This is a genomic window from Paraburkholderia bryophila (assembly GCF_013409255.1).
In the GTDB taxonomy this organism is placed as follows: Bacteria; Pseudomonadota; Gammaproteobacteria; order Burkholderiales; family Burkholderiaceae; genus Paraburkholderia.
Window position 1 is genome coordinate 3,835,610 of record NZ_JACCAS010000001.1, and the last position, 26,723, is coordinate 3,862,332.

At 62.1% G+C, this 26,723-nt stretch carries 25 protein-coding genes and 4 tRNA genes; 11 read left to right on the forward strand and 18 right to left on the reverse strand.

Features of this window, described 5'->3' with window-relative positions; all coding sequences use genetic code 11:
* Positions 1-16: 16 nt before the first annotated feature.
* From GGD40_RS17180 to rph, 5 genes are all read right to left on the reverse strand, one after another.
* Positions 17-763, reverse strand: a complete 747-nt coding sequence (locus tag GGD40_RS17180; RefSeq protein WP_179744343.1) for a hypothetical protein — start codon at positions 761-763, stop codon at positions 17-19.
* 161 nt (positions 764-924) lie between these two features.
* Positions 925-1,014, reverse strand: a tRNA-Ser gene (locus GGD40_RS17185).
* 55 nt (positions 1,015-1,069) lie between these two features.
* Positions 1,070-2,299, reverse strand: a complete 1,230-nt coding sequence (gene hemW / locus GGD40_RS17190; protein WP_179744961.1) for a radical SAM family heme chaperone HemW — start codon at positions 2,297-2,299, stop codon at positions 1,070-1,072.
* Positions 2,300-2,304: 5 nt separating this feature from the next.
* Complete coding sequence (rdgB, locus tag GGD40_RS17195) at positions 2,305-2,952, reverse strand: RdgB/HAM1 family non-canonical purine NTP pyrophosphatase (protein ID WP_179703343.1); 648 nt, start codon at positions 2,950-2,952, stop codon at positions 2,305-2,307.
* Entirely contained in the window at positions 2,945-3,685 is a 741-nt protein-coding gene (rph, locus tag GGD40_RS17200) for a ribonuclease PH (RefSeq protein ID WP_179703344.1), read from the reverse strand. The genes rdgB and rph overlap by 8 nt, the downstream gene beginning before the upstream one ends.
* A 242-nt stretch (positions 3,686-3,927) precedes the next feature.
* Here rph and GGD40_RS17205 point away from each other — a divergent pair, with 242 nt between their 5' ends.
* The 5 genes from GGD40_RS17205 (at position 3,928) to GGD40_RS17225 (ending at position 8,980) form a co-directional block, all read left to right on the forward strand.
* Entirely contained in the window at positions 3,928-4,851 is a 924-nt protein-coding gene (locus GGD40_RS17205; RefSeq protein ID WP_179744344.1) for a YicC/YloC family endoribonuclease, read from the forward strand.
* Between the two features lie 18 nt (positions 4,852-4,869).
* Positions 4,870-5,550 carry a guanylate kinase gene (gene gmk, locus GGD40_RS17210; protein WP_179703346.1) on the forward strand — a complete coding sequence of 227 codons (681 nt, stop codon included), beginning with the start codon at positions 4,870-4,872 and terminating at the stop codon, positions 5,548-5,550.
* 60 nt (positions 5,551-5,610) lie between these two features.
* The gene (gene rpoZ / locus GGD40_RS17215; RefSeq protein ID WP_006025620.1) at positions 5,611-5,814 is read left to right on the forward strand and encodes a DNA-directed RNA polymerase subunit omega; all 204 of its coding nucleotides are present in this window, start codon (positions 5,611-5,613) and stop codon (positions 5,812-5,814) included.
* Positions 5,815-5,955: 141 nt separating this feature from the next.
* Positions 5,956-8,313, forward strand: coding sequence for a RelA/SpoT family protein (locus tag GGD40_RS17220; protein ID WP_035547757.1), 2,358 nt, complete (start codon positions 5,956-5,958; stop codon positions 8,311-8,313).
* 175 nt (positions 8,314-8,488) lie between these two features.
* Entirely contained in the window at positions 8,489-8,980 is a 492-nt protein-coding gene (locus tag GGD40_RS17225) for a phage protein NinX family protein (protein WP_179744345.1), read from the forward strand.
* 127 nt (positions 8,981-9,107) lie between these two features.
* Here the strand turns inward: GGD40_RS17225 and GGD40_RS17230 are convergent.
* Together GGD40_RS17230 and GGD40_RS17235 are read right to left on the reverse strand one after the other, a co-directional pair.
* A tRNA-Arg gene (locus GGD40_RS17230) sits at positions 9,108-9,184 on the reverse strand.
* A gap of 79 nt (positions 9,185-9,263) precedes the next feature.
* A tRNA-Arg gene (locus tag GGD40_RS17235) sits at positions 9,264-9,340 on the reverse strand.
* 120 nt (positions 9,341-9,460) lie between these two features.
* On the opposite strand from GGD40_RS17235, the gene greB reads away from it, so the two are divergent.
* Positions 9,461-10,030, forward strand: a complete 570-nt coding sequence (greB, locus tag GGD40_RS17240; RefSeq protein ID WP_179703348.1) for a transcription elongation factor GreB — start codon at positions 9,461-9,463, stop codon at positions 10,028-10,030.
* Positions 10,031-10,165: 135 nt separating this feature from the next.
* Here greB and GGD40_RS17245 read toward each other — a convergent pair whose 3' ends face one another.
* Together GGD40_RS17245 and GGD40_RS17250 are read right to left on the reverse strand one after the other, a co-directional pair.
* Complete coding sequence (locus GGD40_RS17245) at positions 10,166-11,314, reverse strand: porin (RefSeq protein ID WP_179708515.1); 1,149 nt, start codon at positions 11,312-11,314, stop codon at positions 10,166-10,168.
* Between the two features lie 536 nt (positions 11,315-11,850).
* Entirely contained in the window at positions 11,851-12,123 is a 273-nt protein-coding gene (locus GGD40_RS17250; protein ID WP_179708517.1) for a hypothetical protein, read from the reverse strand.
* Positions 12,124-12,564: 441 nt separating this feature from the next.
* Between GGD40_RS17250 and GGD40_RS17255 the strand changes: the two genes are divergently transcribed.
* Positions 12,565-12,768: a cold-shock protein gene (locus GGD40_RS17255; RefSeq protein ID WP_035547750.1), complete on the forward strand. Its 204-nt coding sequence runs from the start codon at positions 12,565-12,567 to the stop codon at positions 12,766-12,768.
* A 356-nt stretch (positions 12,769-13,124) separates the two neighbouring features.
* Positions 13,125-14,276: an exonuclease domain-containing protein gene (locus tag GGD40_RS17260; protein ID WP_179744346.1), complete on the forward strand. Its 1,152-nt coding sequence runs from the start codon at positions 13,125-13,127 to the stop codon at positions 14,274-14,276.
* 47 nt (positions 14,277-14,323) lie between these two features.
* Here the strand turns inward: GGD40_RS17260 and GGD40_RS17265 are convergent, their stop codons facing one another.
* The 3 genes from GGD40_RS17265 to GGD40_RS17275 all read right to left on the reverse strand — a co-directional run bounded on the left by GGD40_RS17265 (position 14,324) and on the right by GGD40_RS17275 (position 18,504).
* Positions 14,324-14,920 carry a chorismate mutase gene (locus GGD40_RS17265; protein ID WP_179703350.1) on the reverse strand — a complete coding sequence of 199 codons (597 nt, stop codon included), beginning with the start codon at positions 14,918-14,920 and terminating at the stop codon, positions 14,324-14,326.
* A 276-nt stretch (positions 14,921-15,196) separates the two neighbouring features.
* Positions 15,197-15,346, reverse strand: a complete 150-nt coding sequence (locus GGD40_RS17270) for a hypothetical protein (RefSeq protein ID WP_028200145.1) — start codon at positions 15,344-15,346, stop codon at positions 15,197-15,199.
* Between the two features lie 473 nt (positions 15,347-15,819).
* Positions 15,820-18,504, reverse strand: coding sequence for an excinuclease ABC subunit UvrA (locus tag GGD40_RS17275; protein ID WP_179744347.1), 2,685 nt, complete (start codon positions 18,502-18,504; stop codon positions 15,820-15,822).
* Between the two features lie 374 nt (positions 18,505-18,878).
* Here GGD40_RS17275 and GGD40_RS17280 point away from each other — a divergent pair, with 374 nt between their 5' ends.
* Together GGD40_RS17280 and GGD40_RS17285 are read left to right on the forward strand one after the other, a co-directional pair.
* On the forward strand, positions 18,879-19,061 hold the full coding sequence (locus GGD40_RS17280) for a hypothetical protein (RefSeq protein WP_179703352.1): 183 nt from the start codon (positions 18,879-18,881) through the stop codon (positions 19,059-19,061).
* Positions 19,062-19,112: 51 nt separating this feature from the next.
* The gene (locus tag GGD40_RS17285) at positions 19,113-19,304 is read left to right on the forward strand and encodes a hypothetical protein (protein ID WP_179744348.1); all 192 of its coding nucleotides are present in this window, start codon (positions 19,113-19,115) and stop codon (positions 19,302-19,304) included.
* Here GGD40_RS17285 and GGD40_RS17290 read toward each other — a convergent pair.
* The 6 genes from GGD40_RS17290 to pepN all read right to left on the reverse strand — a co-directional run bounded on the left by GGD40_RS17290 (position 19,289) and on the right by pepN (position 25,760).
* On the reverse strand, positions 19,289-20,410 hold the full coding sequence (locus GGD40_RS17290) for a hypothetical protein (RefSeq protein WP_179744349.1): 1,122 nt from the start codon (positions 20,408-20,410) through the stop codon (positions 19,289-19,291). The two genes, GGD40_RS17285 and GGD40_RS17290, sit on opposite strands and share 16 nt — an antisense overlap.
* A 407-nt stretch (positions 20,411-20,817) precedes the next feature.
* Positions 20,818-20,893, reverse strand: a tRNA-Thr gene (locus tag GGD40_RS17295).
* Between the two features lie 56 nt (positions 20,894-20,949).
* A complete protein-coding gene (locus tag GGD40_RS17300; protein WP_179703354.1) occupies positions 20,950-21,966 on the reverse strand; it encodes a class 1 fructose-bisphosphatase in 1,017 nt (338 codons plus the stop codon).
* Positions 21,967-22,089: 123 nt separating this feature from the next.
* The gene (locus GGD40_RS17305) at positions 22,090-22,545 is read right to left on the reverse strand and encodes a HigA family addiction module antitoxin (protein ID WP_105507994.1); all 456 of its coding nucleotides are present in this window, start codon (positions 22,543-22,545) and stop codon (positions 22,090-22,092) included.
* Positions 22,546-22,561: 16 nt separating this feature from the next.
* On the reverse strand, positions 22,562-22,843 hold the full coding sequence (locus tag GGD40_RS17310) for a type II toxin-antitoxin system RelE/ParE family toxin (protein ID WP_179744350.1): 282 nt from the start codon (positions 22,841-22,843) through the stop codon (positions 22,562-22,564).
* A gap of 220 nt (positions 22,844-23,063) precedes the next feature.
* Positions 23,064-25,760: an aminopeptidase N gene (gene pepN, locus GGD40_RS17315; RefSeq protein ID WP_179744351.1), complete on the reverse strand. Its 2,697-nt coding sequence runs from the start codon at positions 25,758-25,760 to the stop codon at positions 23,064-23,066.
* A 225-nt stretch (positions 25,761-25,985) separates the two neighbouring features.
* On the opposite strand from pepN, the gene GGD40_RS17320 reads away from it, so the two are divergent.
* The gene (locus GGD40_RS17320; RefSeq protein WP_179744352.1) at positions 25,986-26,693 is read left to right on the forward strand and encodes a DUF4136 domain-containing protein; all 708 of its coding nucleotides are present in this window, start codon (positions 25,986-25,988) and stop codon (positions 26,691-26,693) included.
* The last annotated feature ends 30 nt before the right edge of the window (positions 26,694-26,723 follow it).

Genomic DNA, 26,723 nt, shown 5'->3' on the forward strand with positions numbered 1-26,723 from the left:
TTCGGGGGTGGGCAGGTTAGGCGCCTGGCGTCTTGGGCACGCCACCGCCGGGACGCCAGTTTGCCACCTTGGCGCACTCCTCGACGGCCTGCTGTACAGGATTTCCGTTGTCGTCTACCAGACCGTACGCGGCCGCGTGTTCGCGCAGCCATTTTTCAAGCGCTTGCTTGGCACTCTTTCCGCCGGGGTCTGTCACGGCCAGCCACGCATTGATGGCGGCGGCGAGCTTTGGGGCGTAGCGGAGATTGTTCGAGTCAAGGTAGCCGGGGGTATCAGCGGCAACATCGGGAAAGAAAAAACCGCTCGTGATACCTCTACTCTTCATCCACGCGATCAGGTCGGCGCGCTCGACGGTCGTCAGGTCCCAATCCGGCGAAACACGGTAGATGATGCCGCGCGGCCTGAATCGCGGCGGTTCGGTAGCCCACGCCTCGTTAGCGTCCTCATCCCGGATTGTCAGACTCTCGGCGTAGCGTTCACCTTCTTCGGGTTCTTCATCCCATCCACGTAGCCATGCAGCGCGGCGAATGACCGCTTTCAGTTTGCGTGCGTTGATTGCGTTCACAAGTGCCGCGAGCGCCGTGTGAACCCAAGCAATACCTTCGCTCTCGGTCCAGCCGCTTGAACTCACGAAAAAGTTTCCGCTCTGATCGACTGCGGTCGGATCAAACCCGGCAATCAACGCAGCCGCCTGCCGGACCGTTAGCGGATCAACTAAGCCCCACAGCGGCTTAATCGCCTGAAACGAATAGGGGTCTTCCATGTCGCCTCCTCGCCGTCACTAGTACATAGCGTACAAACGTCGATAACGTTCCGGCAAGCGGCGGCGCGAGAGTTCTTTGTGCTCGATGATGGGCTGCGTGATGGGCCGGAAAAACAAAAACCCCGCAAAGCATTGAATTTACGGGGTTTTTTTGAAGATTCTGGCGGAGGCGGTGAGATTCGAACTCACGGAAAGATTGCTCCTTCGCCGGTTTTCAAGACCGGTGCCTTAAACCACTCGGCCACACCTCCAAGCCCTAAATTGTAACCTGAAAAATCGGCGCTGCGGCACTCGCGCGATCCACTATCACAGTGGATCTTTCAGAAACAGCTCCTGCAAGTCGTTCAGGAACGCCTGACCGAGCGGTGTCGGTGCAATCTTTTCATGGTCGCGTGTGATCAGCTTGCGCCGCTCCGCTTCCTGCAAAGCCGGTTCGATCGACGTCATCGACAGCCCCGTGCGCTCGACGAAGCGATGAACCGGAAACCCTTCCACCAGGCGCAGCGCGTTCAGCATGAATTCGAACGGTAGATCGCGCGGCCCGACTTCGTTCTCTTCCTGCACCGCCGTACCGGCCATGGCCTGCTCGATGAAGGTGGACGGATGCTTGTAGCGCACCTGGCGCAGCACGCGATTCGGAAACGACAGCTTGGTATGCGCGCCCGCGCCGATGCCGAGATAGTCGCCGAAGCGCCAGTAGTTCAGATTGTGTTTGCTCTGCTTATGCGGCTGCGCATACGCCGACACTTCATAGCGACCGTAACCGGCGGCCGTGGTGCGCTCGTGAATCCAGTCCTGCATATCCGCGGAGGCGTCGTCGTCGGGTAGCGCCGGCGGGAACTTCGCGAACAGCGTGTTGGGTTCGAGTGTGAGGTGATACAAGGACAGATGCGGCGGCGCGAACGCCAACGCCGTATTGATATCGGCCTGGCATTCGGCGAGCGTTTGCCCCGGCAGCGCGAACATCAGGTCGAGATTGAAGTTGTCGAACGTGGTGGCCGCCACTTCGACCGCGTGACGCGCCTGCGTCGAGTCGTGAATCCGGCCGAGCGCTTTCAGATGCGCCTCGTTGAAACTTTGAATCCCCACCGACAGCCGGTTCACCCCGCTCGCGCGAAACTGCGCGAACTTGTCGGCTTCGAAGGTGCCGGGGTTCGCTTCGAGCGTGATTTCCGCATCGGCGTCGAGCGGCAGCAGCGCGCGCACGTCCGACAGCATCCGGTCGAGTCCCGCCGCCGACAGCAAGCTCGGCGTGCCGCCGCCGATAAACACCGTATGCACCTGGCGTCCCCACACCAGCGGCAGCGCCATCTCCAGATCGGCGCGCAACGCGTCGAGATACTCGGTTTCCGGGAACGTGTCGCCTTTCCACTCGTGCGAGTTGAAATCGCAATACGGACACTTGCGCACGCACCACGGGAAATGCACGTATAACGCCAATGGCGGCAGCGACGTCAGCCGGATACTGCCCGGCGACGTGAATGCCTTGATGACGCCATTGCCGATGTCGGCCGGCGCCGGTTTGGCCGGTTTGATCGGAATCACGCTTCCTCCGTCAGGCGCGCGAGCAGTTGCCGCAACGCCATCGCGCGATGACTGCCGGCGTTCTTCACCGCCGGCTCGAGCTGCGCGGCGCTCGCGTTCAGCGACGGCAGGAAGAAGTGCGGATCGTAGCCAAAACCATGCTCGCCGCGCGGCGTGTCGAGAATCTCGCCATGCCAGCGGCCTTCGGCGATCAGCGGTTCGGGGTCGTCGGCGTGACGCACCAGCGCCAGCACGCAGAAGTAATACGCGCGACGATCGGTCTCGCCTTGCAACGCGGCGACGAGTCGCGCGTTGTTCGCGGCATCGCTTTTCTCGCCGCCGGCCAACTGTGCGTAGCGCGCCGAATAGACGCCCGGCGCACCGCGCAACGCGCGCACGCACAGGCCGGAGTCGTCGGCGAGGGCGGGCAGGCCGGTCAGCTTCGCCGCATGGCGCGCCTTGGTCAACGCGTTTTCGACGAACGTCGGGTACGGCTCTTCCGCCTCGGGCACGTTCAACTCGCCTTGCGGAATCAGTTCGATGCCGGCCGCGCCGAGCAGCGCCGCGAACTCGCGCAGCTTGCCAGCGTTATTCGACGCCAGCACCACCTTTTTCAACGGCGAATCTGAGCCAACTTCGCCGCCGCTTTGACGAACCTCATTCACTCTTTTGCTCCAGCGCTTCTTTCTGCTTCGCGATCAGCGTGTTGATGCCGTCGCTCGCCAGGTCCATCAGCGCGTTCATTTCGTCGCGCGAGAACGGCACGCCTTCGGCCGTGCCCTGAACTTCGACGAAACCGCCCGCGCCGGTCATCACGACGTTCATGTCGGTGTCGCACTGCGAGTCTTCGTCGTAATCGAGGTCGAGCACCGGCAAGCCGTCGTACACGCCGACCGAAATCGCCGCGACGTAGTCGTTGATCGGCGAGCTTTCGATGCGGCCCGTGGCCAGCAATTTGGCCACTGCGTCATGCGCGGCCACGAAAGCGCCGGTAATGCTCGCCGTGCGCGTGCCGCCGTCGGCCTGGATCACGTCGCAATCGATATGCAGTGTGCGCGCGCCGAGCTTCTCGAGATCGAACACCGAGCGCAGCGCGCGGCCGATCAGCCGCTGGATTTCCTGGGTGCGGCCGGTCTGTTTGCCGCGCGCGGCTTCACGGTCGTTGCGCGTGTTGGTGGCGCGCGGCAGCATGCCGTATTCGGCGGTCAGCCAGCCCTGGCCGCGGTCGCGCAGGAACGACGGCACGGATTCGGCGATGCTTGCCGTACAGATCACCTTGGTGTCGCCGAACTCGACCAGCACCGAGCCCTCCGCATGCTTCGTGTAGTGGCGCGTAATGCGCACGTCGCGCAGCTGGTTGGCCTGGCGGCCGCTGGGGCGATGGGTGGTCTGGGTCATGTTGGGATCGGTCTGGAAGAAAAGCGGGAGGGAAAGCAAGATTTTACCGCCGATCGCGCGGCGGCGGTCGCGCGCGGAACGCCGGCACGCGTCGCCGTGCGCCGGTCGACGGCGAGCGCGACAGGACGGCCCTTCCGGCAAAAATGGGATAATGCCGGTTCTCCGCCCCGCGCCTCGTACACGCCGGGCGATTCGACTCTCCGGCCATCGTCGAGCGCATGGCCACAATCGCGAGAAATACGATGATCTACAGCATGACTGGCTATGCGAGCGCCACGCGCGAACTCGTCGCGGCCTCGGGCACCGGCGGCGTGAGCGTATCGGTCGAACTGCGCACGGTGAATTCGCGCTTTCTCGATCTGAACTTCCGCATGCCGGAAGACGTGCGCGTCTGCGAACCGACGCTGCGCGAAATGCTGATGAACAAACTGTCGCGCGGCAAGGTGGATATCCGTATCAATCTGCAGCGTAGCGAACAGACGGCTAGCGCGGGCTCGGTCAACCATGAAGCGCTGACTCAACTCGCGTTGCTCGAACGCACGGTGCTGTCCACGTTTCCGGAAGCCGGCCGTCTGCGCACCGGTGAAATCATGCGCTGGCCGGGTGTGCTGGCCGAAACCGGCGTGGCGCAGGACGTGTTGCGTGACGCGGTGCTCGCCTGCGGCAAGCAGGCCATTACCGACCTGATCGACGTGCGCGGCCGTGAAGGCGCGCAACTGGCCACCATGCTGCTCGCCAACGTCACCGAGATGGAAGCGATCGTCACGAAGATCACGCCGCTCGTGCCGGAGCTGATCGCCAAGCACCAGCAGAAGATCGTCGAGCGTCTGCAGGAAGCGCTCGGCATCGCCGCGCCGGACACGGCCGCGACGATCGTGTCGCGCGAAGAGATCAACGAGCGGATTCGCCAGGAAGTGACGATGTATGGCATCCGCATCGACATCGCCGAAGAACTGTCGCGCCTTACCGCGCACCTGAACGAAACGCGCCACGTGATCGAGAAGGGCGGCAAGGTCGGCAAGCGCCTCGACTTCATGATGCAGGAACTGAATCGCGAAGCGAACACGCTCGGCTCGAAGGCCGCCGCGAAAGAACTGGCGGATTCGTCGATGACCCTGAAGCTGCTCATCGAACAGATGCGCGAGCAAGTACAGAATCTGGAATAAGGCGGGAGCAACACGAACATGACCGACCACACACGCGAAAGCGGCGCTCCGCGCAATCCCTACGCCGGTGCTTATCCGGGCAATCTGTTCATGGTGGTGGCGCCGTCGGGCGCGGGCAAGTCGACGCTCGTGAACGCGCTGCTCGCCGGCGACGACGCGATCCGTCTGTCGATCTCCTACACGACGCGCCCGCCGCGTCCGAAGGAGCAGGACGGCGAGCACTATCACTTCACCACCGTCGACGATTTCATGGCGCGTCACGACACCGGCGAGTTTCTCGAAAGCGCGGAAGTGCACGGCAATTACTACGGCACGTCGCGCGTCTGGATCGAGGATCAGATGAAAAGTGGCCATGACGTGCTGCTCGAAATCGACTGGCAGGGCGCGCAGCAGGTGAAGAAACAGTTTCACAACGCGGTCGAAATTTTCATCCTGCCGCCGTCGCTCGAAGCGCTCGAAGAGCGTCTGAAGAAACGCGGCCAGGACGAGCCGAATGTGATCACGCGGCGTTTGCTCGCAGCGGGTAGCGAGATGGCGCATGCGGCCGAAGCGGAGTACGTGGTGATCAACGAGAATTTCGATCGCGCGCTCGGCGAACTGCAGTGCCTCGTGGCCGCAACGCGTTCGCGCTTTGCGTCGCAATACGCGCGCCACACGCAGCTTTTCGTGCAGCTCGGCATTCACCTGCCACACGCGTGAACGCGGCGGCGTGTCGAGCACATAAGGTAGAATAAGCAACATACTGAGAAGGAACCCAACATGGCCCGCATTACCGTCGAAGACTGTCTCAAACAGATCCCGAACCGTTTCGAACTCGCGCTTGCCGCGACCTATCGCGCGCGTCAGCTCGCACAAGGTCACACGCCGAAGATCGAAAGCCGCGACAAGCCCACGGTCGTCGCACTGCGCGAAATCGCAGCCGGCCAGGTCGGCGTCGAAATGCTGAAGAAGGTGCCGGTTTAAGGCGCACCGTTTTCCGGTTTCGATTGCCCGCTTGCTTCACGTGCTTTTTGCTTCACCGCTACACTCGCTTTACCAACTTGCTACACGTAATTGCATCAACGTGCAGACCGGCGTCCAACCCCAACCGCTGCGGAGGCGACCATGAGTACCACCCCGCCCACCGCCACGGAAGTGGAACACGACGCCGACTCGCCCTCGTCCGCACGCAAGTACATCGACGCGGTCCTCGAGCAGTCGTTTCGCCATCTGTTCGGGCCGACCGCCACGCCGGAGCAACCGCGCCGGCATGACGTCGTCTCGATTGCCAAACTGACGTCCGCCTTGTCCGGCTATCTGCAGCCGGAAGAGATCAAGGACATCAAGGCGGCCTTCCATTTCAGCGACGAAGCCCACCTCGGCCAGTACCGCCAGAGTGGCGAGCCTTACATCACGCATCCTGTCGCCGTCGCGGAAATCTGCGCGGGCTGGAATCTCGACGCCCAGTCGATCATGGCAGCGCTGCTGCATGACGTGATGGAAGACCAGGGCGTGACCAAGGCCGAACTCGCCGAGCGTTTCGGCGCCAAGGTCGCGGAACTGGTCGACGGGTTGTCGAAACTCGACAAGATGGAGTTTCGCAATCGCGAAGAAGCGCAGGCGGAAAACTTCCGCAAGATGCTGCTCGCGATGGCGCGCGACGTCCGCGTGATTCTGGTGAAGCTCGCCGACCGGCTGCACAACATGCGCACCCTGGGTGCGGTGCCGCACGAGAAGCGCCGCCGGGTTGCGCGTGAAACGCTGGATATCTACGCGCCGATCGCCCATCGGCTCGGTCTGAACAATACCTATCGCGAGCTGCAGGACCTGAGCTTCGCGAACTTCAACCCGCACCGGTACGCCACGCTCGAAAAAGCCGTCAAGGCGGCGCGCGGCAACCGGCGCGAGGTGGTGGGCAAGATTCTGGAGTCGGTGCAGCGCGCGATTGCCGACGCGAAGATCGACGCCGAAGTCACCGGCCGCGAGAAAACCATCTTCAGTATCTACAAGAAGATGCGCGACAAGCAGTTGTCGTTCTCGCAGGTGCTCGACGTGTACGGCTTTCGCGTGGTGGTCGAAAGCGCGCTGGAGTGCTACACCTGCATCGGCGCGCTGCATGCGCTGTACAAGCCCGTGCCGGGCAAGTTCAAAGACTACATCGCGATCCCGAAGGTGAACGGCTATCAGTCGTTGCACACCACGCTGGTCGGCCCGTTCGGCGCACCGATCGAGTTTCAGGTGCGCACGCGCAAGATGCACGAGATCGCCGAAGCCGGCGTGGCCGCGCACTGGCTGTACAAGAACGGCAGCGCCGACCTGAACGACGTGCAGAAGCGCGCGCACCAGTGGCTCAAGTCGCTGCTCGATATTCAGAGCGAAGCCGGCGACTCGAGCGAATTCCTCGAACACGTAAAGATCGATCTGTTTCCGGATGCGGTCTACGTGTTTACGCCGAAGTCGAAGATCATGGCGTTGCCGCGCGGCGCCACCGCGCTCGACTTCGCGTATTCGATCCACAGCGACCTGGGCAACCAGTGCGTCGCGGTGAAGATCAACAATGAACTGCTGCCGCTTCGCACCGAGCTGAAGAGCGGCGACATCGTGGAAGTCATCACGGCGCCGTATTCGAAGCCGAATCCGGCGTGGCTCGGGTTCGTGCGCAGCGGCAAGGCGCGCTCGGCGATCCGTCATTATCTGAAGACGATGCGTTTGAACGAGTCCGTGCAGCTCGGCGAGCGGCTGGTCGATCAGTCGTTGAAGGGCTACGGACTGGCGCTGTCGGACGTTACGCCGGAAGCGTGGGAAAAGCTCGTGCAGTGGACGGGCAACAAGAACCGTCAGGAAATTTTCGCGGACATCGGCCTCGGCCGGCGTGTCGCAGCGGTCATGGCCAAGCGCATCGAGGTGCTGATGAGCGGCCGCGACGCCGACGACGACGGCTCGCGCTCCAACTCCGATTTGCCGCATGCGCCGCCGGTGGTGATCACGGGCACCGAGGGCATGTCGGTGCAACTGTCGGCCTGCTGCCGTCCGATTCCGGGCGACGACATCATGGGCTATATCGGCATCGGCCTCGGCATGGCGATCCACACTACGGATTGCCGCGTTGCGCAGCGTATCCATAAGCGCGACCCGGGTCGCTGGATCGACGTCGCGTGGGCACCGCAGCCGGGGCGCCTGTTCGACGTCGCCGTCAAGGTGCTCGTCCAGAACACCAAGGGTGTGTTTGCCCGCGTGGCGGCCGACATCACGTCGGCGGACGCGAACATCGTCCACATCGCGATGGACGAAGACCTGTCGCAGGAGTCCACGGTGCTGCGCTTCGTGATTCAGGTCAGCGATCGCGTCCATCTTGCTAACGTGATGCGCCGTGTGCGCACCAACCCGGACGTCATGCGTATTTCGCGCGAGCGGCCGAGCGAGGAAGGTCATCACCGTCACGACGGTGGGATGCGGATTGATCGCGAGAGGGCGGATTACTGATTTTGTTTCGCGCACCGCGCGCGATGTGTGATGCGCGGTGTGCTTGAGATGTGGTCGAAGGCGTGCGCGAGCGCGCCTTTTGTTTTTTGCCGCTAGCTTGTCCCAAGCGTCATCCGCGTCAATCTGAACGCCCAGCGCGCCTGTGAGTCTCACGTGTTCCCCAGGGAGAACGCTCATGAACGTAGCTGACCTCACCGGCCTTGCGCTCGACTATTGGGTCGCGCGCAGCCTGCACGACTTCGTGCGCGAAATCCACTTTACCGACAGCGGCGAAACCGTTTCGATTCGCGGCAATGATCGCGGACGTCCGTGGGACGGCCGGTTCACGCCGTCCACGTCATGGGAGGCTGCGGCTGCGGTACTGGAGCGCGCGCAACGGCTGGAAGTGCGCGAGCGGACTGATCAGGGTGCGGCGCACTGCGTCGCGGATTTTGAAGGTAGTCACCGGACGGTGGAAGGGCGAGGGGACTCGCTGCGGGAGGCTTTGCTGAGGGCGTTCGTCGAAAGCCGGTATGGCGAGACGGTGGACGATGTGCTGCACGAGGCGCAGGTGCTGAGCGGCGAGCGAGCGCAGCCGATCGGTGAGGAAACGGCACAAGGTTCGTATGGTGGCGATATGCCGAACCCGGATGGGCAGATTGGGGATATTCAGTCGGCGCCGCGGTAACTGAAGGGCTGGCCGCCGCTGCCAGCTCCGCGAACTCATCAGCCCATGGGCTGGCCTGCTCGACGCAATTGAGCAAAATCCGTCGGACAAAAACAAAGGGCCTTCCGATCGGAAGGCCCTCTATAAGTGGTGCGGCTGGCAGGATTCGAACCCACGACCCCTTGGTTCGTAGCCAAGTACTCTATCCATCTGAGCTACAGCCGCACGCTAAACGGGTGATGCAATACTGCAATGAAACCGGGTAAAACGTAAGGGCCTCCCGGGAGGGAGGCCCTCGAATAAGTGGTGCGGCTGGCAGGATTCGAACCCACGACCCCTTGGTTCGTAGCCAAGTACTCTATCCATCTGAGCTACAGCCGCACGCAGAAACGAGATTATAGCAAAGGTTTTCAAAAAGGGAAGGGTGTAACTGCGATTTGTCTCATGGTCATGATCGTGTACCCTTGATAGGCAGTCGTTTGCTGCAGTCAACGGATGATCATGAACAAGGCCTTTGTCAAAGAGTCGAGTGAAGAGAATGACGACGACCTCGACGTCGCCCAGCCGGATGTCCCCGCGGGTACCAAAAATTACCTCACGCCCGCCGGCTATCGGCGCATGCGTGACGAACTGCTGCATCTGATCGACGTCGTGCGGCCCGAAGTGGTCAGGCTGGTGTCGTGGGCGGCGTCGAACGGCGATCGCTCGGAAAATGGCGATTACATCTACGGCAAGCGTCGGTTGCGTGAGATCGACCGGCGCATCCGCTTTCTGACCAAGCGCCTCGATCTCGCGGAAGTGGTCGACAGCAGCAAGCAGGAGAACATCGATCAGGTGTTTTTCGGCGCGACTGTCGAGTACGCGACCGAAGACGGCGAGGATCACGTCGTGACCATTGTCGGCGTCGACGAGGTCGATCTGGATATCGGCTACGTGAGCTGGATCTCGCCGGTTGCACGCGCGCTGATCAAGGCGAAAATCGGCGATACGGTGACCTTGTACACGCCTGCCGGCCCGCAGCCAATCGACATACTTAACGTCACCTATCCGCCGCCGGACACGGGCGGCTAGGGCGCTGAGCCGTCACGTTGTCGCAACAGATACTGGGATGCGATCGTGACATTGACCCGGCGCGCCTGCGGTACGACAACATAAAAAAAGGCGCCGCAAACGGCGCCTTCGATACTACGAGACCTGCGTGCCGCTTTAGAAGCGGTGACGCAGACCTGCAGTGACAGCCACTTGCTTGTTGTTGCCCGAAGCAGCCAGACCGTTGATGTCGGCGTCGACGATCGCGCCGTCGTTGACTTGCTGGTATTCGCCTTGCAGGTACACGTCGGTACGCTTGGACAGTGCGTACGCGGTTTGCAGGTTGAACTGGTTCCAGTGCGGACGCGTACCGGCCAGGCTCGCCTTGGTGTACGTGTACGAACCGGCGATGCTCACTGCCGGCGTCAGAGCATAACGGGCGTTCGCTTCAAAATTCTGGAAGTGAGCGCTGCCACCGCCGAAGCCGCCGACACCAGCCGATTGACCCGACGCACCCGCGCCGATGCCAGCCAGACCCGACAGGTTGGTTTGCGAGTACACCAGGCCGACTGTTGCCGGGCCGAACGCGTAGTTAGCACCCGCGCCCCACGTCTGCTGGCGACCAGCAAAGAACGTGTTGTCGCTCGACACCGCGCCACCCGAGTTAAACGCGGCCTGTGCGCCGGTCGCACCGTTGCTGTTCAGTTGCAGGTAAGCGGCAGCGACGTTCAGGCCGCCCCAGTTGTACGACGCGCCGGCGCTGTACGCGCGGTTGTTCGCAAAGCCGTCAGCCTGGTTCGAGAAGCCGTACAACGCGCCGAACTTGAAGCCGCCGTAGTTCACGCTCTGATACTTGACCGAGTTGTTCACACGGAACGAGTTGTTCAGGTTGTCGTTGTCGAACGGGTGCGCGAACTGCGTGCCGCCGTATTGCGTACCGGTCAGCGCCAGCGGGCCGACGTAGTCGACCATGCTGTCGTATTGACGGCCGAGCGTCACGGCGCCGAACTGGTCGCTTGCGAGGCCGACGAACGCTTGACGGCCGAATTCGCGACCGCCTTGCTTCAGCGTGCCGTCATTGATACCGAAGCCGTTTTCCAACGTGAAGATGGCCTTGAGACCGCCACCCAGATCTTCAGCGCCGCGCAGGCCCCAACGGCTGCCGTTCACCGAACCACTGGTTTCCTGCCAGTTGCTATGGCCGTGCTGGTTGTTCGTATAAGTAATGCCGGCGTCGATCAAGCCGTACAGCGTGACGCTGCTTTGAGCTTGCGCAGCCGTTGCAAAAACGCCCGTGAGGGCAGCGACCATGAGTGTCTTCTTCATCATTTTGTAACTCCGAGAGCGAGAGTGGGTATTGAACCCAGGCTTTAGGGAGACCTTCACGCGGGCCGCTGCGAGAGGCGTGATCCGTGTGAGCTGCGCGCAGAACAAAAAACGCGCTGGTTTCCGGTTACGCAAAGTGTAGAGAGACGGCTTGCGACATGGACATTCCGATTTTCGCAATAAAGTATTACGCGATCGGAAACGATGTGTGAATGCCGTGCGAGCCTTATAGATAAAGGCTGTCGGCGTTATTCATGGAATGGGGAAAGCGGTTCGGCGCGATTGGCGTTGCTCATTTGCTACAGTAATCGATGAAAAAAAACAACGAGATAATTCGTAAAAATTGATTGTTGTCTCGAATGAAATAGATGATTGTTGATTGTGTAGATAATCGAAATCTTCTCAACCGCTATACTCAACTTTCTGCTTTCCGAAGCAGACTTTTTCGTTGACGAAAAAGATCTCCAAACCTTTGTCGGCGCGACTTCCCAGTCGCGCTTTTTTTTCGTCCGTCGGCGTGCGGATGCGCGCGCCGGTTAGTGCGCGGGCGCTGCGTCGTCAGCCAGATCCCATTCGGTGGTGGCCGGCACGCTCCAGTCTTCCATCACATAGCGGCGCGCGTCCATGGGCGACGACAACAGGTTCTGCCAGTGATCGCCGTGCCAGGCGGGAGACACGGGAAACATAGGATCAAGCTGAAAGGCGGACGAGCCTGTCATTTCCGCGCGTGCTTCGGACTGACCGTCCGTTGCCCTGAGGTGCGACTGCGTGAGCCACGTCATCAACCGGCGGATTTCATTCAACAGCATGACATTCTCCTGATCTGCATCACAACATTTGCTATTTTCAATGATGCTGACGGGAGTGCGGCGCAACAAGTCGGAAAAACACTTACTAAAAACATCATTTGTTACACAAATGGGCGACGTGTAGAAATTTTTCCCGCTATTACGCATCTTACGTCCTTGAGTCAGTAATATTGACGCGAAATTTATTCGGTATTTACCGAGATATTCGATAAACATTGCCGATTGAGTTTGCATTGCGCATAGTTTGTTGCAAGCTAAACGAATATTAAAAATTTGCTTGACGACGATTCTTCGTCCCCCGTATAACGGCAAAGCTGAATTCACTTAACCGATCTGATTTCAGATGGGTTGTCAGAAATAATCCATGGCGGATAGTTTGACAGTGGTATTCGGCGTGAGGGCATTGCCCGATTTTTATAAATCCTCGAGGGAAACTGGAACATGGAAACTGGTATCGTCAAATGGTTCAACGATGCTAAGGGCTTTGGCTTCATCACATCGGATTCGGGTGGCGAAGATCTGTTCGCGCACTTCTCGGAAATTCGCGCCGACGGCTTCAAGTCGCTGAAGGAAAACCAGCGCGTCTCGTTCGAAGTCAAAGCCGGCCCGAAGGGCAAGCAGGCTGCGAACATCCAGCCGCTGTAAGAAGCCGCGCACGGCTGTATCGCGCAGTGGATCGGAAAGGAGCCCTCGCATGAAAGCGAGGGCTTTTTTAATGCCTGTTTCGTTATCGTGCCGCTATCGCGGTGCTGGATCGAATTAACTATCCGGTTCGAATGGTTGTCGCTGAACGAACAAAATCAACGCACAACGGTTTTTGAGTCGGTGCAGCGTTTATCCGAAAAATATAATCGTGATGAATTTTATCGGTCGCGCAAAGCATCGGGAAATGTGGCGCGCCGCGCTGCTGCTCAACACAGATCATTCGATGCAATCCGGGTACAGGGCAGCCAACTGGTGCATACTTGCCGCAAAGTCACGCGTCCAAAGTATCCCTTTCCATGTCTGAACAGTTTTTGTCGGAGCCGGCCCTGGATGGCCCGATCGTTTTCGTCGACCTTGAAACCACCGGCGGCTCGACCAGCGAACATCGCATTACCGAAGTCGGCGTGGTCGAAATCGGACCCGCCGGCGTCTCGCGCTGGAGCAGTCTGGTCGACCCTCAGCAGCCGATCCCGTCCTTCATCCAGCAACTCACCGGTATCACCAATGCGATGGTGCGCGGCGCGCCGACCTTCGACGCAATCGCGCCGGCGCTGTTCGAGCGCCTGAACGGCAAACTATTCGTCGCTCATAACGCGAGTTTCGATCGCGGTTTTCTGCGCGGTGAGTTTCGCCGCGCCGGACTGGCGTTCGATCCGGACGTGCTGTGCACGGTGCGTCTGTCGCGTGCGTTGTTTCCGGCGGAAAAGCGCCATGGACTGGATGCATTGGTCGAGCGTCATGCGCTGGTGCCATCCGATCGTCACCGCGCACTCGCCGACGCCGATCTGATCTGGCAGTTCTGGCAGCGCCTGCACGGCCTCGTGCCGTTAGATGTGTTGCGAAGCCAGATCGAGCGCACCACGCGGCGCTACCGGCTCGCCGGCGACATCACCGAAGACCTGCTGGACAGCGCGCCGGCCGGATGCGGCGTCTACGCGTTCTATGGGGAGGAGGATCTGCCGCTGTACGTCGGACGAAGCGTGCGGGTGCGTCAGCGTTTGCGCTCGCATTTGACCGGCGAAAAGCGGTCGTCGAAAGATATTCGACTTGCGCAGCAGGTACGGCGCGTCGAGTGGCGCGCGACCGGTGGCGAACTGGGCGCGATGCTGGCGGAAGCGCAGTGGATCGCGACTTTGCGTCCCGGTCACAACCGAGTGCCGCGAGTCACGAAAAGCGATCCGGCGGACGCGCCTTGGCCGTTTCAAGGCCCGATCGTTTTCGAGGAGCGCGAGGAAGAGTCACAGGCGCGCACGTTTCATGTGGTTGATCGCTGGCGCTATGTGGGTCATGCGCCATCGCTCGCGCAGGCGGCGGATTTGTATGCATCGAGCGTCGCGGGGCCGTTCGAACTGTCGACCTACCGCATCCTCCAAAGTCACCTCGCGCGCGGTTTGCGCGTGATGCCGCTGAGCGTGACGAGCGGCGCATCCGCGCCGAGTCTCGCCTAGCCCAATCAGCCGGTTGAGCCGGGCGGCGTTCTATCACGCCGCGCCGCTCAACCCGTCGCGCCTACGCCGCCCGTCTCGCACACATGACCCAGCGCGCGAGTCAGCGCGCCCGAGCGGGCCGAGTCGTAGCGTGTCAGCGATTTCCAGTTGGCCAGCGCTTGTGCGACGCGCGACGGACAATCCGGCGCCGTGCGCAGCGACTGCACGCGCGCGAGGCTGGCCACTAGCGATTGCGTCAGCCGGTCCAGTTGCGGCCTCGTCGTGGTGGCGAGATCCGGTGCCGGGCCTTGCGGTGGTTGCGTAGCGCGCCAGTTGGCAAACAGCGCGTTCTGCACGTCCTTGCTCGCGTCGATCTGATCCTGGAAGAACGCATGAGCGAACGCGGGGTCGACATTGGCGGCCGCCGCGCGTTTCTCGACATCGGCGAGGAGTGTGTTTTCGCGCGGCGTATCGGTGATCGCCTGATGATTCGCCCACTTCCAGCGTGCGACCGGCTCCGCCAGCGCAAGGCGTTGCGAGGCCAGCGCGATCAGATTGGTGAGCGCCGTGTCGTCGCCATCTGCGACAGCGGGAGCGGACGTAAATGCAAGCGCGGCGAACAACGTCAGCGCACAGAACGCGCCAAAGCGAAACGAACGATTCATGGAGGAGGCAGTGGCCGGACGGCCGCGGAAGAAAAACCAGAAGAATAGACGATGCCCGGCGCTGCGGGCGTATTCATCGGCGAAAAGCGGCGCGCGAAACACAACCCGTGGCGCGCATTAAAGCTTGAGGGCGAACGTAGCCGGACGCCGGGCGTCGAACTCAGACGGTTTTAACCCGCGTCACCCGCAAAGCGTGAAACTTATCGTGACGCGCGTGCGAATCCGCGCCGCGCGCCGAATGCGCGGACGCCGATGCTGCATCGCGCCACTGACTCATTACTTCGAGTCGCACGACTTTCGTTGTTCGTCGAAAAAGGCGCGAACGTGCTCCGGCAGTTCTGCACCCAGAAACTCGACGCCAGCGGGTTCCGGATCCGGGCTGAAAACTTTGTCCGGGGTCGGAATCTTCGGTGGTTTGGCATCCATGATCATTCTCCTTTACAAACCGATTATCTGCCTCGGTCCCCGTTTTGCACCAGCAGCTGATGCAGCTCACATGTTGTTTGTTGCTTTAACGGCACAGGCCAACATTTGAACAGAGTGTTTGAATAAAATTTGTCGGTTGCCTTGCGAGTGTTCGGCTTTTCATACACCCGTTCAAACCAGTCCGATACTCCTCACCGTTTCCCTGTCAGCCTTGTCGCACGGGCATTTCGCCGCAGTGCTTCTCATGCTTCGTGCGTCACGCGTTCAACGCAGTTGATATGAACAAACCGCAGTGATTTTTGTGCACTGCCGCATCGACAGGAGTTTCCCGTTAAGAGGCCGAACGTTCGTTAATTACCGGTCCGTTGGTCTGCTCATTCAGCCGCCTAATCTTTTCGTAAACGATTGATTCTCCGATTTCGTTGACGCCTAACCGGCGGTTTTAAGTTTTTTTTGCAAAAATTAAAGAAGCTTCACACTTCCAGCAGTGGCCGCAGATAAACAGCCGTGCGGCTATCCTTCGCGCGCGCGACTTCAGACGGCGTGCCGCTCGCGACGATCGTGCCGCCGGCGTCGCCCGCGCCGGGCCCGACGTCGATCACCCAATCGCTTTGCGCGGCCACCCGCATATCGTGTTCAACGACCACGACGGTGTTGCCGGCGTCGACGAGTCCCTGCAACTGCACCATCAGCCGGTCGACGTCGGCGGGATGCAGGCCGGTGGTCGGTTCGTCGAGGATGTACAGCGTGTCGCCGCGCTGTGTGCGTTGCAGTTCGGTGGCGAGTTTGATGCGCTGGGCCTCGCCGCCGGATAGCTCGGTGGCGGGTTGTCCGAGCCGCAAATAGCCGAGTCCGATGTCGCGCAGCACGCTCAACGCGCGCATCACGCCGGGTTCCTCGGCGAAGAAGGTGCAGGCGGCGTCGACGGTCAGGTCGAGCACCTCGGCGATGTTTTTGTCGCGCCAGGTGACTTCCAGCGTCTGCGGGTTGTAGCGCGTGCCATGGCAGGTCGAGCAGGGCGCGTAGACGCTCGGCAGAAACAGCAATTCGACGCTGACGAAGCCTTCGCCTTCGCAGGTCGGGCAACGGCCCTGGGCGACGTTGAACGAGAAGCGGCCCGCGTTGTAGCGGCGTTTGCGCGCTAACGGCGTGTCGGCGAACAGCTTGCGCACGTGGTCGAACAGACCCGTGTAAGTGGCGAGGTTCGAGCGGGGCGTGCGGCCGATCGGCTTCTGATCGACGCGCACGAGCCGCCGCAACGCGTCCATGCCGTCGGCGATATGGCCGCCGGTCGGCAGCGTGGCATCGGCGAGCAAGGGGTCGCGTTCGTCGTCATCCGCGCTTTCGATGATTCGCCCGAGGTGGCTCGCGACGAGTTCGGGCAGCGCCTGACTCACCAGGCTCGATTTGCCGGAACCCGATACGCCCGTGACGGCCGTCAGGCAGCCGAGCGGAAACGCGACGTTCAAGCCGTGCAGATTGTTGCGCGTGATACCGGCGAGCTTCAGCCAGCCCGCGGTCTCGCGCGGCGTGCGATCGACGGGCGAGGGCGGCGCGAACAGATGCCGGCGCGTCTGCGAGGCCTCGATCTTCGCGAGCCCGGCGGGCGGTCCGCTATAGACCACATGGCCGCCGGCTTCACCGGCCGCGGGGCCGACGTCGACCAGCCAATCGGCGCGCCGCATCGTCTGCAGATCATGTTCGACGACGAACAGCGAATTGCCCGCCGCCTTCAGCGATTGCAGCGCGGTGAAAAGCGCTTCGCCGTCGGCGGGATGCAGGCCGGCCGAGGGTTCGTCGAGCACATACACCACGCCGAATAGTTGCGACGACAACTGCGTCGCCAGCCGCAAGCGCTGCAGCTCACCGGACGACAGCGTCGGCGTGCTGCGTTCCAGCGCGAGGTAACCGAGTCCCAGATCGATCAGCGTGGTCAGCCGCTCCAGTAGTTCGGCGGCAATGCGCTGCGCGGCGACGCGTTTTTCTTCGGACAGGTTCGGCGTGCGCCGCACGTCGCGGGACGCTTTGTGCGCCGAGCCACCGGCGGCGACTCTTTTGGCGATGGCGTCGCGCATCGCGTTCTCGCTGAGTACGGCGCCTTTGCGTTTTCCCATGTTCGCCGCAGCGCCCGACTCCGGCCATTCGCCGCGAGCGATCGGCTGAAGCATCGCCGCCAGCCCCGCCAGCGGCAACTGCGAAAACTCGCCGATATCGAGCCCGGCGAACTTCACCGACAGCGCTTCCTTCTTCAGCCGTTTGCCATGGCAAGCCGGACACACGCTGCCGATCATGTACTGCGACACGCGCTTTTTCATCAGCGCGCTTTGGGTGTTCGCGAAGGTGTGCAGCACGTAGCGACGCGCGCCCGTGAACGTGCCCTGATAGCTCGGCTCGTCCTTGCGTTTGAGCGCGGCGCGGGTTTCCTTCGGCGTGAGGCCGGCGTAGACGGGCGCCGTCGGTTGCTCGTCGGTGAACAGAATCCAGTCGCGGTCCCGCTTCGGTAGATCGCGCCATGGCGTGTCGACGTCGTAGCCGAGCGTTACCAGAATGTCGCGCAGATTCTGTCCGTGCCATGCCGGCGGCCACGCAGCGATCGCCCGCTCGCGGATGGTCAGCGAGTCGTCCGGCACCATGGACTTCTCGGTGACCTCGTACACGCGGCCGAGTCCGTGGCAGGTTGGGCAGGCGCCTTGCACCGTGTTCGGCGAGAAGTCCTCGGCGAACAGCATGGGCTGCTTCGGCGGATAGTCGCCGGTGCGCGAGTACAGCATGCGCACGAGGCTCGACAAGGTGGTCACGCTGCCCACCGACGAACGCGCGCTCGGCGTGCCGCGCTGTTGCTGCAACGCGACCGCGGGCGGCAGCCCTTCGATCGCGTCCACTTCGGGCACGCCGACCTGGTCGATCAGCCGCCGCGCATACGGGGCGACCGATTCGAAGTAGCGCCGCTGCGCCTCGGCGTACAACGTGCCGAAGGCGAGCGACGATTTGCCCGAGCCCGATACGCCGGTGAACACGACGAGCGCATCGCGCGGAATGTCGACGTCGATGTTCTTCAGGTTGTGTTCGCGTGCGCCGCGCACCCGGACGAAGCCGGTGGGCGCGGGAGTATCGGAGGATGTTGCTGTCGAGCGAGGCGGTTTGCGGATGGCGTCCATGGGGATGAATAGCGGGTTGGTGCGGCGGCCCGACTGCGGGCGTTGAACGCGGGAGTGGCCGCACGGACCGTGCCCGGCGAAGGGGGGATTCTGTTTGAGTCATCGCGGCGCGGCACCGTTGCCGGCGTCGCGACGACTGACAGCGTAGCCGATACCCGCCGGAAAGCAGAAATCCACGCTGCTGTTCCGGGCGGCGGCGTGGTCGTGTTTTTGCGCCAGAGTCGCGTCACCGGATGACATCCCGCAGCATGCGCGGGCGCGCCGCCTATCATGGATCGAATGAGTCGAATGGATAGCGCTTTCGCGTGCGGTCGCGAACGGACGCGGTTGCGCGAGCGCGGAAGATGGCTGCTTTACCTCACAAGGAGTCCGCCATGGAAAACGCTGTGTACTGGAAGGGACGTCAGGTCGGCATCGAGTGCGCGGGCCGGATTTTGTGGTTCACGTCGGCGCCGCCCGAAGCGGTGGTTGCGTACGGGACGCAGCGAAGCGAACCGGTCAGTGTCGAGCAGTCGATGCTGGCTCGCAATCTCGTCACGACCGCGTCCTACAGATAGCGAGCTGCGCGCGACGGTCCGGCGTCTTGAAGCGATCGGTCCTGGAGGTCGATGCCGCGACTCGCATCGTCGGCCGCGCAGCGCAGTGCAGTGCTTTCGATCCGCTTTCGCCACGCAAGCGCTAAAAAAAGACGGCAAGCGGCGATGCCGCTCACCGTCGTCGTCATCCCCGGCGCCTATCGGCACGCCGGAGATGTTCGCCAGCAGGCGAAAGCGAAATTCGCCAATCAGGACGGCAGATAGTTGATGAAGTAAAGCTGGCCCTTACTCTGACCGCACTGGAACAACGCCACGTTGCCGGCATTGATGACGCCGGACATTTGCCCGCTCAAGTCGCCGCTTGCCGTGCCCACTTGCTGCTGGCCTTTCCAGAAGCTCGTCGACGCCGTGTTCTGCGATAGCAGCACGACTTGCCCCGGATTGGTCTGCGACTGGTAAATCAATTGCGGCGTGCCGGAGTTGCTGAGCATCAGCGGTGCCGAGGTGGTGATCGGCGAGTCGGCCAGTGTGAGGTTCACCCAGGTGCCGTTGGAATACGAACCGCTCGAATACATCAACGGGTTCGCCGATACACCGGATTGGCTGTTGAAGCCGGAGAACACCGAATACGACGTGCCGGGATTGAACGCGGCCGCCGTGCCGAGCGTGAATTGCGGCGCGACGCTCGGGAGCGTACCGACCAGGGCCGGTGCACTCCAGCCGTCGCGGCCACCGCCCTGATATTGGGTCATCTGATAGATCTGGTTATTCGTGCCGATGGCGACCGCCTGCAGCGCGCCGGTATTCGTGTTCAGGAACACCTGGAACGAGGCGCCGACGAGGAAGGTGCTGCCGAGTACCGACCAGTTGCTCCAGGTCGGGTTGGTTCCCACGCTCGTCTGATAGGTGTGCCACATGTTGCCGTTGCCGTCGAGCATGAATGCCTCGAGCCGGTTGTTGCTGTTGACGGTCATCACCGGCGCGCCAGACCAACTGACGCCCGACGGCGTGCCGCCAGCGAAATTGCTGAAGCCGGTTTGCGTGCCCTGGAACGGATTGACGTAGTTGATTTCGACCACGTTGCCTTGCATGAGTCCGAGCACGCCGAGCGTTCCGTTCGGTGAAATCGCCGACGCCGGGCTGTTCGTCAGTTGGCCGCCGAGTTGCATCCAGCTACCGCTCGTCGGCGACGTCACCGTACACATGCCCAACGTGTTGTCCGTATTTCGCGTGAAGGCGTAGAGGCTTCCGCCGTAGTAGACGGGCGCCGCGATGCCGCGAAACGCGCCGCCTAGAGACGTCCAGGTCGAACTGGCAGCCGGGACCATAGCTTCGAGGTTTTTTGTGTGAAGTTCGCCGACGGTGGTCATGGGAATTGATCCTTAAGTTGGTCTGGAAAGCGGTGTGGCCCGGGACGTTTGCGCATGGACACCAGTCGGAATACCGGCGGCCGGCGCGTGCTGCGGGTCCATCGACATGGCGAGGATCAGCGGCTGCCAGCAAGCAACACTGCGTGGATCGCCCTTATGGGTTTAGTGAAAGGGCGCCGGACCAGCTAGAGCGAGACGCGTGCCAGGCGGCCGAAGACCCATGGATCAACGGCGCGACGAAAAAAACGGTGGATGAATGGGCGTTCCCGTCCGATGCTTCGGCGGGCAATGGACGGGATCGTCCATTAATCGATGGCGCTTGAGCGAGTGCTGAAACGCGTGCTGAAACAAGCGCCGAAAAGCAAAAAGCCCAGTCACGAGGACTGGGCTTTTTGCTTGAATCTTGTTGGTGCCGGAAAGAGGAATCGAACCCCCGACCTTCGCATTACGAATGCGCTGCTCTACCGTCTGAGCTATTCCGGCATCAGGAGAAACGAGATTATAGGGACTTCTTTACGAGCTTGGCAAGCCCCTCACGCTCATTTTTTTGCTTCGAGATGGTAGCGGGTAACCCGGTCGACCTCGTTCTTCGACCCGAGGAACACCGCCACGCGCTCGTGCAGGCTCTTCGGCTGGATGTCCAGAATGCGCTTTTCGCCATTTGTCGCAGCGCCGCCGGCCTGTTCGACGATGAACGCCATCGGGTTCGCTTCGTACATCAGGCGCAGCTTGCCCGGCTTGTCCGGCGTGCGTTTGTCGGCCGGATACATGAAGATGCCGCCGCGATTCAGGATACGGTGCACGTCTGCCACCATCGATGCGATCCAGCGCATGTTGAAGTCGCTCTGGCGTGAACCGTCCTTACCGTCTTTCAATTCGCCGATGTACTGCTCGACCGGCGCATACCAGTGGCGTTCGTTCGACGCGTTGATCGCGAATTCACGGGTTTCCACCGGAATGCGCATATCGCTTTGCGTGAGGACCCACGAACCGAGTTCGCGGTCGAGCGTGAAGCAGTTCACGCCGTTGCCAGTGGTCAGCACCAGCACGGTTTGCGGGCCGTAGACCGCATAGCCCGCGGCGACCTGCTGCGTGCCCGGTTGCAGGAACGATTGTTCGGTGGGCTGCTGGCCGTCCGGGCAGCGCAGCACCGAAAAGATCGTGCCGATCGACACGTTGACGTCGATATTCGACGAGCCGTCGAGCGGATCGAACACCAGCAGGTATTCGCCCTTCGGATAGTTGGCCGGAATCGGGAAGAACTGCTCCATTTCCTCGGACGCCATGCCGGCCAGGTTGCCACCCCATTCGTTCGCCTCGAGCAGAATCTCGTTCGACAGAATGTCGAGCTTCTTCTGCACTTCGCCCTGCACGTTTTCGCTGCCCGCGGTGCCGAGCGCATCGCCCAGCGCGCCTTTGCTGACGTGGTAACTGATCGCCTTGCACGCGCGCGCGACGACTTCGATCAAAAGGCGCAGGTCGGCCGGCAGGTTGTTGGTCTCGCGCTGCTGCTCGATCAGGTACTTCGTGAGAGTGGTACGACGTTGCAAAGCCATTGCTGTACTCCGGGAAGGCTTGAGGAATATCTGGATTTTAACCGTTCGTTGTGTCCGCTCCGTGCTTTTGACGAGGACCGCTCCGGTCGATGCCGCAACGCGCCGCGCGCGGCGTGCCGGGAGTCAGGCTGCGCGCTGTGCCCGGCCGTCTTCGACGCTGCTGCGCAAGCTGGTGGCCAGCGCCGCTGCGCGGGCGTGTTCGGCGGTGATTTTCGGCATTTTCGGCCGGTCCGCCTTGGGCATGGGCTCGATTTCGCGTTCAATCTGCTCGCCGGCGGCCGCAGCGGCGACGCGCAGGTCGTAAGCGATTTGCAGATTGAGCCAGAATTGCGCGCTCGCGCCGAAGTAGCGTTCGAGGCGCAACGCGGTGTCGGCCGAGATTGCGCGCTTGCCGCGGACGACGTCGTTGATGCGCGGCGCCGGCACCCGCAACGCAAGCGCGAGCGCATTGACGGACATGCCGAGCGGTTCGAGGAACTCGCCGCGCAGAATCTCGCCCGGATGGATTTCCGGCATGCTCTCGCCGGTATCGATATCCGAGAAATCGATGCGGTCCAGATCGGAGCGTTTGATGACCATGCTGGTCTCCCAATAATCAGTGATAGTCGACAATCTCGACATTCAGCGCGTGCTCGCCGACAAAGCCAAAACAGATACGCCACTGCGCGTTGATACGAATGCTCCATTGCCCACTGCGCTCGCCTTGCGACGCTTCGAGCCGGTTGCCGGGCGGCGCGCGCAGCGTGTGGATGGAGTGGGCGGCGTCGATCATGAGCAGTTTGCGCCGTGCGAGTGGTTGCATTTGAAGCGGCAGCGATCGCACAAACTCGCCCTGAAAGATTCTCGCCGTAGCTTTGTCGTTGAATGTCGTGATCATCGAATGATATAACGCCTTGCGTTAAACGTAAACCGTTAAAAGAGTACGTTTACTTTCATCCTTTCAGCGTCATTCGAACAGTCGGCCAGATGGCTAACGTTGAGCACCGCGCGCGCGGCCGCCTCGTCCCATGCAAGACAAATTCAGAACAAACTCAGAACGAAAAAAAGCCGGCAACGCGTGCCGGCTTCCCGATGCGAAAACAGCGTTCAGACGAGCCTCACGCCAACGCTTTCTCCACGATCTCGCGCACGTCGCGCGATTTCACCTGGGCGGCCACTTTCTCCAGCGCGGCGCGCATGCCGTCGCGCAGCGTCGGCGTGAAGCGGCGCCACAATTCGAGCGAGCGGGCGAGGCGGGCGGCCACCTGCGGATTGATGGCGTCGAGCGCGATCACCTGCTCGGCCCAGAACGCATAACCCGAGCCGTCTTCGGCATGGAACTGCGCCGGGTTTGCCGCGCAGAAGCTGAAAATCAGCGAGCGTGCGCGGTTCGGGTTCTTCAGGTTGAACGCGGGGTGCGCCATCAGCTTGCGTACGACGTCGATCACCGGACGCTGCGCGCTGCCGCGCTGTACGGCTTGCAAGGCAAACCATTTGTCGATCACCAGCGGCTCTTTCTCAAAGCGCCGGTAGAAATCGTCCAACGCGCGCTGTGCGTCGGCGCCGCCGCCGTTCGCCGCTGCCGAACTGAGCAGCGCCGACAGCGCCGCCGCGCGGTCGGTCATGTTGTTGGCGGCGTCATATTGCGCGGCCGCGAGACGGACGGTTTCCGCCGGGTCGTCCAGTTCGGCGAGATACGAGAGCGCGAGATTCTTCAACGCGCGATGACCGGACGCCTCAGGCGTCGCTTCGTACGCACCCGGCGTGCGATGTTGCTCGACCACCTTGAGCCAGTCGCTCTTCAGCGCATTGGCGAGACGCTTGCGCACGAACTGGCGCGCCGCGTGCACGGCGGCCGGATTCGATTCCGGCATCTGCTCGGCCAGATACGCCTCGGACGGCAGCATCAACGCCAGTTCGCGGAACGCCGGCGAGAGCGTTTCGTCGGTCAGCACACGAGCAAACGCGGCGACGACCGAGTCGTCGAGCTGCAGCGGTACGCCGGTCGCGGCGCGGGCGGCGAGCGTCAGCAGCTCGCGCGTTGCGAGGCGTTGACCCGCTTCCCAGCGGTTGAACGGATCGTTGTCGTGCGCGAGCAGGAACGCCAGTTGATCCGCCGAGTAGTCGTATTCGACGATCACCGGCGCCGAGAAATTGCGCAGCAGCGAAGGCAGCGGTTCTTGCGCCACGTTGACGAACGTGAAGGTCTGCTCGGTCTGCGTGAATTCCAGCACGCGCGTGGTGTTATCCGAAGCCTGCGCCTCGCCGTCAAGTTGCAGCGGCAGGTCCGCACCCTCGCGGCCGATCAGGCCGATCGCGAACGGGATCAGCAGCGGTCCCTTTTGCGTCTCGCGCGCGGCCGAGGCCGCTTCACCGTAGCCTTGGGACAAAGTCACGCTATAGCGCTGCTGGGCGGCGTCGTAACGGGTGCGCACCGACACGCGCGGCGTGCCGGCCTGGCTGTACCAGCGTTCGAACTGCGCCAGATCGCGGCCGTTCGCGTCGGCGAGCGCGTGACGGAAGTCGTCGCAGGTCACGGCCTGGCCGTCGTGACGCTGGAAGTACAGGTCCATGCCCTTGCGGAAACCGTCGCGGCCGAACAGCGTCTGATACATCCGCACGACTTCTGAGCCTTTCTCGTAGACCGTCATCGTGTAGAAGTTGTTGATCTCGACGTAGCTTTCCGGACGCACCGGATGCGCCATCGGACCCGCGTCTTCGGCGAACTGCATCTGGCGCAGCACGCGTACGTCTTCGATGCGCTTGGTGGCGCGCGCGGCTTCGTCGGTCGCGCCGCCGGCCATGTCGGCCGAGAACTCCTGATCGCGGAACACCGTCAGGCCTTCCTTCAGGCTTAGCTGGAACCAGTCGCGGCAGGTCACGCGGTTGCCGGTCCAGTTGTGGAAGTACTCATGGCCGACCACCGCCTCGATGTTCGCGAAGTCGGTGTCGGTGGCCGTTTCGGGGTTCGCCAGCACGTACTTCGTGTTGAAGATGTTGAGGCCTTTGTTCTCCATCGCGCCCATGTTGAAGTCGCTCACCGCGACGATCATGAAGCGGTCGAGATCGAGTTCGAGCCCGAAGCGTTCCTCGTCCCAGCGGATCGAGTTGATCAACGAATCCATCGCGTGACGGGTCTTGTCCAGATCGTGCGGCTCGACCCAGACCTGCAGCAGCTTTTCCTTGCCCGAGCCGCTCTTCACGCGTTCTTCGACCGCCACCAACTTGCCCGCGACCAGCGCGAAAAGATAGCTGGGCTTGCGGAACGGATCTTCCCAGCGCGCGAAGTGACGGCCGTCCGGCAGATCGCCTTCTTCGAGCAGGTTGCCGTTCGACAGCAGCACCGGATAATCGGCCTTGTCGGCGCGCAGCGTGACCGTGTAGGTCGCCATGACGTCGGGGCGGTCGAGGAAGTAGGTGATACGGCGAAAGCCCTCGGCCTCGCACTGCGTGAAGAAGTTGCCGCCCGACACATAGAGGCCCGACAGCGTGGTGTTCTCAGCCGGATTGCAGACGCTGGTGAGCGTGAGTTCGAAGTCGTCCGGCACATGATCGAGCAGCAGGCCGTGTTCATGCGCATGCACGTTGGCGAACGGCTTGCCGTCGATCTCGGCGCTGACGAACTCGAGCTGCTCGCCCATCAACGCGAGCTGCGTGGCGTGCGACGCGTCCGGATTGCGGCGCACCCGCATGGTGTTCTTCACGATCGTGCGTTCGGGGACGAGATCGAACTCGAGTGCGACGGTGTCGATCAGGAAAGCGGGCGGCGCGTAATCGGCGCGGCGGATCACATTGGGCGTAGCGGTATCGGCCATGGCGTTCTGTAGGATGGGAACTCGAGTCGGCAAGCTCGCTTCTGGCGTGCGAGCCGGGCTTGTCGAGCCATTGTACAAAGCCTCGGCCATTCGTGCGGCGCGAACTTTTTACCGAATCGCCTGGTCAGCGTATTATCGGGCGCCGACGCGGAACACGGCCCGCGCGTCGACGAATCCGCTCAAGACGGGCGATAACGGGCAACACAGAGCTTCACGAGGTAGACCATGACAATCAATCGATGGACCCGCCGCGCCGCGCTGCTGCTAGCGTCGCTGGCGGCGCTGCTGTCCGGCTGCACGACTTACGTGACCACCCAGGTCACGGCCTTCTCCGACTGGAGCGGCAACGACGCGACCCGCACCTATGCCTTCACGCGGGCGGCGGATCAGCAGAACAATCTGGAACTCAGCACTTACGAGCGCGTGGTCGCCAATGAACTGGCCACGCATGCGTTCCGTCAGGTGGACGCCGCGCAGGCGCGCTATCTGGTCGGGCTCTCGTACGGGATTCGCTCGGACATGGTGACGGTCTCCCAGCCGGTGTACTACAACCCGTGGCCAGCGCCTTACTGGGGGCGGCCGTTCGATCCGTGGGGCCCGTGGGGTCCGTATGGCCCGTTTCCGAACGCGTATGTGAACCAGAGCTATCCGATCTTCACGCATCTGCTCGGCGTGCGGATCACCGAGCGCGCGACCGGCAAGGAAGTCTATAACGTGACCGCGCGCAACTCGGGCGCCGAGTCGTCGCTGGTCAGGGCCATGCCGTATCTGGCGCGTAGCGCGCTGGCGGATTTTCCGCTGGGCAACGGCATCGTGCATACCGTCAAGATTCCGCTCGACAAGAACGGCGCGGCATCGAACGAAATGGCCGCAACGGGCGCCGCGCCCGCTGCGATGCCGGCGCCGAGTTCGGCGCCGAAGGTCGTGCAGTAAGTAGTAAGCGGGTGCGCCGAAGGGCAGCCC

Excerpts from the sequence above, each read along its gene's own strand:
- GGD40_RS17280 (WP_179703352.1), top strand. The coding sequence starts at position 18,879 with ATGGAAAACGCTGTGTACTGGAAGGGACGTCAGGTCGGCATCGAGTGC.
- GGD40_RS17310 (WP_179744350.1), bottom strand. The coding sequence starts at position 22,843 with ATGATCACGACATTCAACGACAAAGCTACGGCGAGAATCTTTCAGGGC.
- gmk (WP_179703346.1), top strand. The coding sequence starts at position 4,870 with ATGACCGACCACACACGCGAAAGCGGCGCTCCGCGCAATCCCTACGCC.
- GGD40_RS17320 (WP_179744352.1), top strand. The coding sequence starts at position 25,986 with ATGACAATCAATCGATGGACCCGCCGCGCCGCGCTGCTGCTAGCGTCG.
- GGD40_RS17300 (WP_179703354.1), bottom strand. The coding sequence starts at position 21,966 with ATGGCTTTGCAACGTCGTACCACTCTCACGAAGTACCTGATCGAGCAG.
- GGD40_RS17205 (WP_179744344.1), top strand. The coding sequence starts at position 3,928 with ATGATCTACAGCATGACTGGCTATGCGAGCGCCACGCGCGAACTCGTC.
- GGD40_RS17270 (WP_028200145.1), bottom strand. The coding sequence starts at position 15,346 with ATGGATGCCAAACCACCGAAGATTCCGACCCCGGACAAAGTTTTCAGC.
- GGD40_RS17245 (WP_179708515.1), bottom strand. The coding sequence starts at position 11,314 with ATGAAGAAGACACTCATGGTCGCTGCCCTCACGGGCGTTTTTGCAACG.
- GGD40_RS17255 (WP_035547750.1), top strand. The coding sequence starts at position 12,565 with ATGGAAACTGGTATCGTCAAATGGTTCAACGATGCTAAGGGCTTTGGC.
- GGD40_RS17285 (WP_179744348.1), top strand. The coding sequence starts at position 19,113 with ATGCCGCGACTCGCATCGTCGGCCGCGCAGCGCAGTGCAGTGCTTTCG.
- GGD40_RS17290 (WP_179744349.1), bottom strand. The coding sequence starts at position 20,410 with ATGACCACCGTCGGCGAACTTCACACAAAAAACCTCGAAGCTATGGTC.
- pepN (WP_179744351.1), bottom strand. The coding sequence starts at position 25,760 with ATGGCCGATACCGCTACGCCCAATGTGATCCGCCGCGCCGATTACGCG.
- rpoZ (WP_006025620.1), top strand. The coding sequence starts at position 5,611 with ATGGCCCGCATTACCGTCGAAGACTGTCTCAAACAGATCCCGAACCGT.
- greB (WP_179703348.1), top strand. The coding sequence starts at position 9,461 with ATGAACAAGGCCTTTGTCAAAGAGTCGAGTGAAGAGAATGACGACGAC.
- GGD40_RS17265 (WP_179703350.1), bottom strand. The coding sequence starts at position 14,920 with ATGAATCGTTCGTTTCGCTTTGGCGCGTTCTGTGCGCTGACGTTGTTC.
- GGD40_RS17180 (WP_179744343.1), bottom strand. The coding sequence starts at position 763 with ATGGAAGACCCCTATTCGTTTCAGGCGATTAAGCCGCTGTGGGGCTTA.
- GGD40_RS17260 (WP_179744346.1), top strand. The coding sequence starts at position 13,125 with ATGTCTGAACAGTTTTTGTCGGAGCCGGCCCTGGATGGCCCGATCGTT.
- GGD40_RS17275 (WP_179744347.1), bottom strand. The coding sequence starts at position 18,504 with ATGGACGCCATCCGCAAACCGCCTCGCTCGACAGCAACATCCTCCGAT.
- GGD40_RS17250 (WP_179708517.1), bottom strand. The coding sequence starts at position 12,123 with ATGCTGTTGAATGAAATCCGCCGGTTGATGACGTGGCTCACGCAGTCG.
- GGD40_RS17220 (WP_035547757.1), top strand. The coding sequence starts at position 5,956 with ATGAGTACCACCCCGCCCACCGCCACGGAAGTGGAACACGACGCCGAC.
- GGD40_RS17305 (WP_105507994.1), bottom strand. The coding sequence starts at position 22,545 with ATGGTCATCAAACGCTCCGATCTGGACCGCATCGATTTCTCGGATATC.
- rph (WP_179703344.1), bottom strand. The coding sequence starts at position 3,685 with ATGACCCAGACCACCCATCGCCCCAGCGGCCGCCAGGCCAACCAGCTG.
- GGD40_RS17225 (WP_179744345.1), top strand. The coding sequence starts at position 8,489 with ATGAACGTAGCTGACCTCACCGGCCTTGCGCTCGACTATTGGGTCGCG.